This window comes from Pseudomonas sp. EMN2 (assembly GCF_009650555.1).
GTDB lineage: Bacteria > Pseudomonadota > Gammaproteobacteria > Pseudomonadales > Pseudomonadaceae > Aquipseudomonas > Aquipseudomonas sichuanensis.
In genome coordinates, this window is the sequence record NZ_VZZR01000070.1 from 1 (window position 1) to 7,408 (window position 7,408).

Genomic DNA, 7,408 nt, shown 5'->3' on the forward strand with positions numbered 1-7,408 from the left:
GGCGGCTTCGGGGGTGAGGTCGGGGGAGATGGACAGGTAAGGGAAGAAACGGGGTGGGTCGGGGACGATCTTTTTCATCTTCAACACTTCCGCGTAGTTCATGGAAGCTGCCGTCCATGCCTTTCTCACGGGACGAGGGGTGGCAGCCGTACACGGGGTGAGAAACCGACGCGGAAGTGAACCTCGGCCAGACCGAAGTCTGCCCGGGCACGGCTGCCATAACAGAGATGCCGTAGACTTTTCGCGTCGGGTTCTCACACCCGGTCACCAAATGTGGCGACTGGGTCAAGTTAGCCCTGAGGGATTTCCCCGACAACGCAGCAACTTCCGGCAGGTGCGTAGGATAGTTCCCAAGCCTTTTGGGCTGAAGCATTTGGTTGCAGGTTCGGAAATGTCTTACGGGTTTGACGGCCTCATCGCGGGGCAAGCCCGCTCCCACGTTCCCACGTTCCCACGTTCCCACGCTCGCAGGTGCTCGCCTAGGCAGGCGTGGGAGCGGGCTTGCCCCGCGATGGGTATTTAAATGCTGCGTGCTCGCGTAACCCGATCCACCAGATACACCAACCCGTGATAGTCGATCCCGCTATGGCTCGACAGCCCAATCTCACAGGTACGGCTGGTAGAAATCCCTTCACTGCAATACTGCACCGCATCCTTGAGCGTACGCAGCGAGTGGGCATTGAGCTCGGGCGTGGTGAACCCCTTGTCGCCAGCAAACCCACAGCAATGGATACCTTCAGGAATCACCACATTCTTGCTGCAACGCCGCGCCAAATCGATCAGCGCCTGGCTCTCGCCCAGATGCTGGGTGCTGCAGGTCACATGCACGGCCACCGGTTCATCCTGGGGGGTGAACTCCAGCTTGTTGACCAGATGGGTACGGATAAACCGCACCGGGTCATAAAGGTCCAGCCGTGTTTCGCCAAGGTCCTGCACCAGGCGCAGGGTGCAGGGGCTGGTGTCGCAATAGATCGGATCAAGGCCGCCACGGCTGGCTTGCAGCAGGGCGGTAATCAACTCCTGGCGCTTGTGCTCGGCCTGCTCCGGGTAGCCCTTGGAGGCGAACGGCTGGCCGCAGCACAGGCTGTCGGCGTTGTCGGGGAACACTACCTGGTAACCGGCCTTTTCCAGCAGGGCGCGGGTCTTGTCCAGCAACGAACTTTGCTCGCGGTCGGCGTAAGCGGGGCCCATCACGCGGGAGACGCAGGCGGCCAGGTAGACCACGCGGGGGCGGGCGTCGTTGCTCGGCGCGTTCAGCGCGATGGCGCGCAGGGGCTGCGGCATGGCCGGGGTCCACTGCGGCAGGCGGCCTTTACTGGCTTTGCTCAGGCTGGCGCTGAGGCGGGCCATGCGTGGCGCGCCCAGCAGCTTGCGGGCGCCGTTGGCGGCGGCCAGGGTCAGGCGGGCGCCGCGCAGGGTGGCATGGAAGTGCTCGGCCAGCCAGTCGGCGGCCTTGGCGTGCTCGGCAGCCTGGCCGCGCAGCTTCTTAACCAGCTCGCCGGTGTTGATGCCCACCGGGCAGCGCTGGGCGCACAGGCCGGTGGCGGCGCAGGTGTCGATGCCCTGGTACTGGTAGGTCTGCAGCAGCTCGCGGGTGTCGACGCCGGCGCGCTTCTTGGCCTGGATATCGCGCCACATGACGATGCGCTGGCGCGGGCTGAGGGTGAGGCCTTTGGACGGGCATACCGGTTCACAGAAGCCGCACTCGATGCACTTGTCGACGATCTCGTCGGCGGCGGGCAGCGGCTTGAGGTTTTTCAGGTGGATGTCCGGGTCTTCGCTCAGCACCACGTCGGGGTTGAGGATGCCGTTGGGGTCGAGCAGGCGCTTGAGTTGCCACATCAGCTGGTAGGCGTCCTTGCCCCACTCCAGCTCGACGAAGGGCGCCATGTTGCGCCCGGTGCCGTGCTCGGCCTTGAGCGAGCCGCCGAACTCCACCGCCACCAGTTGTGCCACGTCGTCCATAAAGGCCTGGTAGCGCGCCACTTCCTCGGCGCTGTTGAAGCCCTGGGTGAAGACGAAGTGCAGGTTGCCTTCCAGGGCGTGGCCGAAAATGATCGCCTCGTCGTAGCGGTGCTTGTCGAACAGCTGGATCAGGCGGTTGACGCCTTCGGCCAGTTGCTCGATGGGGAAGGTGACGTCTTCGATGATCACGGTGGTGCCGGTCTGGCGCACGGCGCCGACGGCGGGGAAGGTGTCCTTGCGGATTTTCCACAGCTGGTTGTACACCGCCGGGTCTTCGCTGAACTCGACCTTCTGCTCCAGCGGGTAGTCGGCAATCGACGCCATCACCTGTTGCAGCTGCTCGTGCAGCAGGCTCTGGCTGGCGGCGCGGCACTCGATCAGCAGGGCGCAGGCGTTGGCCGAGAGGTCCTTGACCCACGCCGGCATGCCCGGCATCTCCTGCACTGAACGCAGGCTGCGGCGGTCGAGCAGCTCCACGGCGGACACCGGCTGGCGCTTGAGCACGGTCACGGCGCGGCAGCAGCTCTCCACAGTGGGGAACACCAGCAGGGCGCTGGCCTTGTGCGGGTGGTCGGGCACGGTGTCGTAGGTGACGGCGCTGATGAAGCCTAGGGTGCCTTCGGAGCCGACCAGCAGGTGCTGGAGGATATCGAGGGGCTGGTCGTAGTCCACCAGTGCGTTGAGTGACAGACCGGTCGTGTTCTTGAGCCGGTACTTGTGCCGGATGCGGTCGGCCAGTTCGGTGTTGGCGCGGGTTTCGCGGCCGAGGCGGGCGAGCGCTTGCAGCAAGTCGGCGTGGCTGTTTTCGAAGGCAGCGACGCTGGCCGGGTCTTCGCTGTCCAGGCGGGTGCCGTCGGCCAGCACCAGGCGCAGGCCGGCCAGGGTGTGGTAGGTGTTCTGCGCAGTGCCGCAGCACATGCCGCTGGCGTTGTTGGCGACGATGCCGCCGATCTTGCAGGCGTTGATCGAGGCCGGGTCGGGGCCGATCTTGCGCCCGTAAGGGGCCAGCCAGGCGTTAGCCTGGGCGCCGATCACGCCGGGTTGCAGGCGGATCTGCTCGCCCTGGCTGCGAATCTCCCGGCCGTTCCAGTTGTCGCCAAGCACGATCAGCACCGAGTCGCTGATGGCCTGGCCAGACAGGCTGGTGCCGGCGGCGCGGAAGGTGACTGGCACGCGCTCGCGCTGGGCCAGCTGGAGCAGGCCGACCACTTCGTCTTCGGACTCCACGCGCACCACCAGCTTGGGGATCAGCCGGTAGAAGCTGGCGTCGGTGCCGAAGGCCAGGGTCGAGGTGGGGTCGTCGAAGCGGCGTTCGGCGGGGATCAGGCGCTCGGCATCACGCAGGAACGCGGCGGGCAGGCTCATGCAGTCTCCTCGCGGGGCCGCGGCGTCTGGCGCGCGGCGTGCCCCGGGTATTCAGGCGGTAGCGGGCGCTCAGGCGCCCAGTTCGCGGACCAGCGAGTCGCGGGTGATCTCGCTGATGGACTTGGCGCCGGTCAGCACCATGGCCACGCGCATTTCCTTCTCGAACAGCTCCAGCAGGTTCTTCACCCCGGCCTCGCCGTGGGTGGCCAGGGCATAGAGGAAGGCGCGGCCGATCAGCACGGTGTCGGCGCCCAGGGCGATCATGCGCACCACGTCGAGGCCGCTGCGGATGCCGGAGTCGGCGAGGATCTTGATATCGCCCTTCACCGCGTCGGCAATGGCCGGCAGGGCGCGGGCGCTGGACAGCACGCCGTCGAGCTGGCGGCCGCCGTGGTTGGAGACGACGATGCCGTCGGCGCCGAACTTCACCGCGTCGCGGGCGTCATCGGCGTCGAGGATGCCCTTGATGATCATCGGGCCGTCCCAGAATTCGCGGATCCACTCCAGGTCTTTCCAGGAGATGGACGGGTCGAAGTTGTTGCCCAGCCAGCCGATGTAGTCGGCCAGGCCCGTGGGGTTGCCACGGTAGGCGGAGATGTTGCCCAGGTCGTGGGGGCGGCCCATCACGCCGACGTCCCAGGCCCATTGCGGGTGGGTCATGGCTTGCAGCACACGGCGCAGCGGGCCGTTGGCGCCGCTCATGCCGGAGTGGGCGTCGCGGTAGCGGGCGCCGGGCACGGGCATGTCGACGGTGAACACCAGGGTTTTCACGCCGGCGGCCTTGGCGCGCTCCAGGGCGTTGCGCATGAAGCCGCGGTCCTTGAGCACATACAGCTGGAACCACATGGGCCGGTTGATGGCCGGGGCCACTTCTTCGATCGGGCACACCGACACGGTGGACATGGTGAAGGGGATGCCGTGGGCGGCGGCGGCGCGGGCGGCCTGAACTTCGCCGCGGCGGGCGTACATGCCGGTGAGGCCGACCGGGGCCAGGGCCACGGGCATGCTCAGGGTTTCGTTGAAAAGCTGGGTCTCGAGGCTCAGCTCGGACATGTTGTTGAGCACGCGCTGGCGCAGGGCGATGCTGGCCAGGTCCGACACGTTGTGGCGCAGGGTGTGTTCGGCGTAGGCGCCGCCGTCGGCGTAGTGGAACAGGAAGGGGGGCAGCTTGCGTTGGGCCGCGGCGCGATAGTCGGTGGAGGCGGAAATGATCATGGATTCTCGCAGCGTGGGTTGAAGGAGATGCCGGGCGCAGTGGCGCGCCCGGCCCCTTTCACTTTAGTGATGAACCAGCATGCCGGTCAGCCAGTAAGCCTGGACCAGGGTGATCAGGCCGACGATGGTGGCGAAGAACAGGCTGTGCTTGACGGTGAAGCGGAACAGGTCGGATTCCTTGCCTACCAGGCCGGTGGCGGCGCAGGCCACGGCGATCGATTGCGGCGAGATCATCTTGCCGGTCACGCCGCCGCTGGTGTTGGCGGCTACCAGCAGGGTGTCGTTGACGCCGATCTGGTGCGCGGTGGTGGCCTGCAGCGAGCTGAACAGGGCGTTGGACGAGGTGTCGGAGCCGGTCAGGAACACGCCCAGCCAGCCGAGGAACGGCGAGAAGAACGGGAACGCGGCGCCGGTGCCGGCCAGTACCAGGGCCATGGTCGAAGACATGCCCGAGTAGTTGGTGACGAAGGCGAAGGCCAGCACCATGCCGATGGACAGGATCGGCCAGCGCAGCTCCCAGAAGGTTTCTTTGAAAGTGGTCAGACCAGTTTTGAAGTTGATCTTGAGCACGGCCATGGAGATCAGCGCGGAGAGGAAGATCGCGGTGCCGGTGGCGGAGATCGGGTCGAGCTTGAACACCGCAGGCATGGCGGTGGGCGCGGCAACGATCGGCGCGGTCTTGATCACCAGTTGGTCAAGGTGCGGGATGGCGAAGTTGAACACGAAGTTGTACATCGCGCCGCCCGGGGCGAACGCTGCCTTGAACGGCTTGAGGGTCCAGATGGTCACCAGCACGGTGAGGATCAGGAACGGCGACCAGGCCTTGAAGATTTCGCCGAAGCTGTAGGGGGTTGGCTGGCTGCCACCCGACTGCACCACGGCGGCGCCGACGCTGCCCTTGGCTTCGCTGAACGAGCGCTTGGGCTGCCAGACTTTGAGGAACAGGGTCAGGGCGATCAGGCTGGCCAGGGCCGAGGTGATGTCGGGCAGCTCTGGGCCGATGAAGTTGGAGGTGAAGTACTGGGTGACGGCGAAGCTCAGGCCGGCAACCAGGGCGGCAGGCCAGGTTTCCTTCACGCCGCGCAGGCCGTCCATCATGAACACCAGCCAGAACGGCACGAACAGCGACAGCAGCGGCAGCTGGCGGCCGGTCATGGCGCCGATGTGGAAGGCGTCGATGCCGGTCACTTGCCCTGCGACGATGATCGGGATGCCGAGGGCGCCGAAGGCCACCGGGGCGGTGTTGGCGATCAGGCACAGGCCGGCGGCGTACAGCGGGTTGAAGCCCAGGCCCACCAGCAGCGCGGCGGTGATGGCCACGGGGGCGCCGAAACCGGCGGCGCCTTCGAGGAAGGCGCCGAAGCAGAAGCCGATCAGCAGCACTTGCAGGCGCTGGTCGTCGGTGATCGACAGCACCGAGCTGCGGATCACTTCGAACTGGCCGCTCTTGACCGTAAGTTTGTAGAGGAACACCGCGGCAACGATGATCCAGGCAATCGGCCAGAGGCCGTAGAGGAAGCCATAGCCCGCGGCGGCGAAGGCCATGTCGACAGGCATCTGGAAGGCGAAGATCGCCACCAGGATCGACAGTGCGAGGGTGATGCTGCCGGCGACGTGGCCTTTGAGGCGGAACACGGCGAGGGCAAGGAAGAAGAATACGATAGGGATGACCGCCGCCAGTGCGGACAGACCAAGACTACCAAGCGGGCTATAGAGTTGTTGCCAGGTTTGCATATGGGGTGGCCCCTAATTTTTGTTGGTAAGGCACTGGCATTGGATAATTGGTAAGACCAATTTACAATGGCTGGTCGCTAGGTTAAAAGCGCCATTGCGGGTGTGTCAATTTGTCCCGTGCAAAACTTTGGTCGGACGCCGATGAGCGGGCGCCTGATGGGTGGCTAAAATCGCCGGCTGATGGGTGTCGGCATAGGCCGGATAGGCGCAGAATAGGCGCCCCCGGGATCCGCACGCCGGGGTTTGTGGAGAGCATGTAGATGGTTTTTGATCAGGTCCGCCAACGGCGCCTGTCCGACGACATCGTCGATCGGTTGGAAGGGATGATTCTGGAAGGCACGCTGACTTCGGGGCAGCGGCTGCCGGCCGAGCGCGCGCTGGCCGAACAGTTCGGGGTGTCCCGCCCGTCGTTGCGTGAGGCGATCCAGAAACTGGTGGCCAAGGGGCTGCTGGTCAGCCGCCAGGGTGGTGGCAACTTTGTCGCCGAGTCGTTGGGTTCGACCTTCAGTGACCCTTTGCTGAAACTGCTCGAGGGTAGCCCGCAGGCGCAGCATGACTTGCTGGAGTTTCGCCACACCCTGGAGGCGTCATGTGCCTATTACGCGGCGCAGCGTGCCACCGGGCCGGACCGCGAGCGGTTGAAGGTGGCCTTCGATGCCTTGCAGGATTGCTACAACCGGGTTGACGAGGTCAGCCGGGCGGAGGAGGGCGCAGCCGATGCAAACTTCCACCTGGCCATCGCCGAGGCCAGCCACAATGCCGTGCTGCTGCATACCATTCGTGGGTTGTTCGACCTGCTCAAACGCAACGTGGTGACCAACATTGGCGGTATGTACCGGCAGCGCAGCGAGACGCGCGACATGTTGATCGGGCAGCACCGTGAGCTGTACGAGGCGATTGTGGAAGGGCGTGCGGAGGATGCTCGGGAAGTGTCCAGCCGGCACATTCTGTATGTGCAGGAGGTGCTGGAAGAGGCGCAGGAAGAAGCCCAGCGGGTGGCCCGGGCGGAGCGGCGCAGCGGGCGCTGATGTTTGCGCACCGTGGGAGCGGGCTTGAACTGGCCTAATGATTTTGGACACCTTCATCGGGCGCTATGATGGCGCCCAATTGGAGGCAAAATCAGTGCGTA

4 protein-coding genes are annotated in these 7,408 nt (G+C 65.4%); 1 reads left to right on the plus strand and 3 read right to left on the minus strand.

The features are described from left to right. Window positions 1-519: 519 nt before the first annotated feature. The 3 genes from F6X61_RS20040 to F6X61_RS20050 form a co-directional block, all read right to left on the minus strand. Window positions 520-3,330, minus strand: a complete 2,811-nt coding sequence (locus F6X61_RS20040) for an FAD-binding and (Fe-S)-binding domain-containing protein (protein WP_153788102.1) — start codon at window positions 3,328-3,330, stop codon at window positions 520-522. Window positions 3,331-3,399: 69 nt separating this feature from the next. Continuing rightward, window positions 3,400-4,545 (minus strand): FMN-dependent L-lactate dehydrogenase LldD, encoded by a 1,146-nt coding sequence (lldD, locus tag F6X61_RS20045; protein ID WP_153788103.1) that lies wholly within the window; start codon window positions 4,543-4,545, stop codon window positions 3,400-3,402. A 63-nt stretch (window positions 4,546-4,608) separates the two neighbouring features. After that, complete coding sequence (locus F6X61_RS20050; protein WP_153788104.1) at window positions 4,609-6,279, minus strand: lactate permease LctP family transporter; 1,671 nt, start codon at window positions 6,277-6,279, stop codon at window positions 4,609-4,611. 260 nt (window positions 6,280-6,539) lie between these two features. Here F6X61_RS20050 and F6X61_RS20055 point away from each other — a divergent pair, with 260 nt between their 5' ends. Then, window positions 6,540-7,307, plus strand: coding sequence for an FCD domain-containing protein (locus F6X61_RS20055; RefSeq protein ID WP_153788105.1), 768 nt, complete (start codon window positions 6,540-6,542; stop codon window positions 7,305-7,307). The last annotated feature ends 101 nt before the right edge of the window (window positions 7,308-7,408 follow it).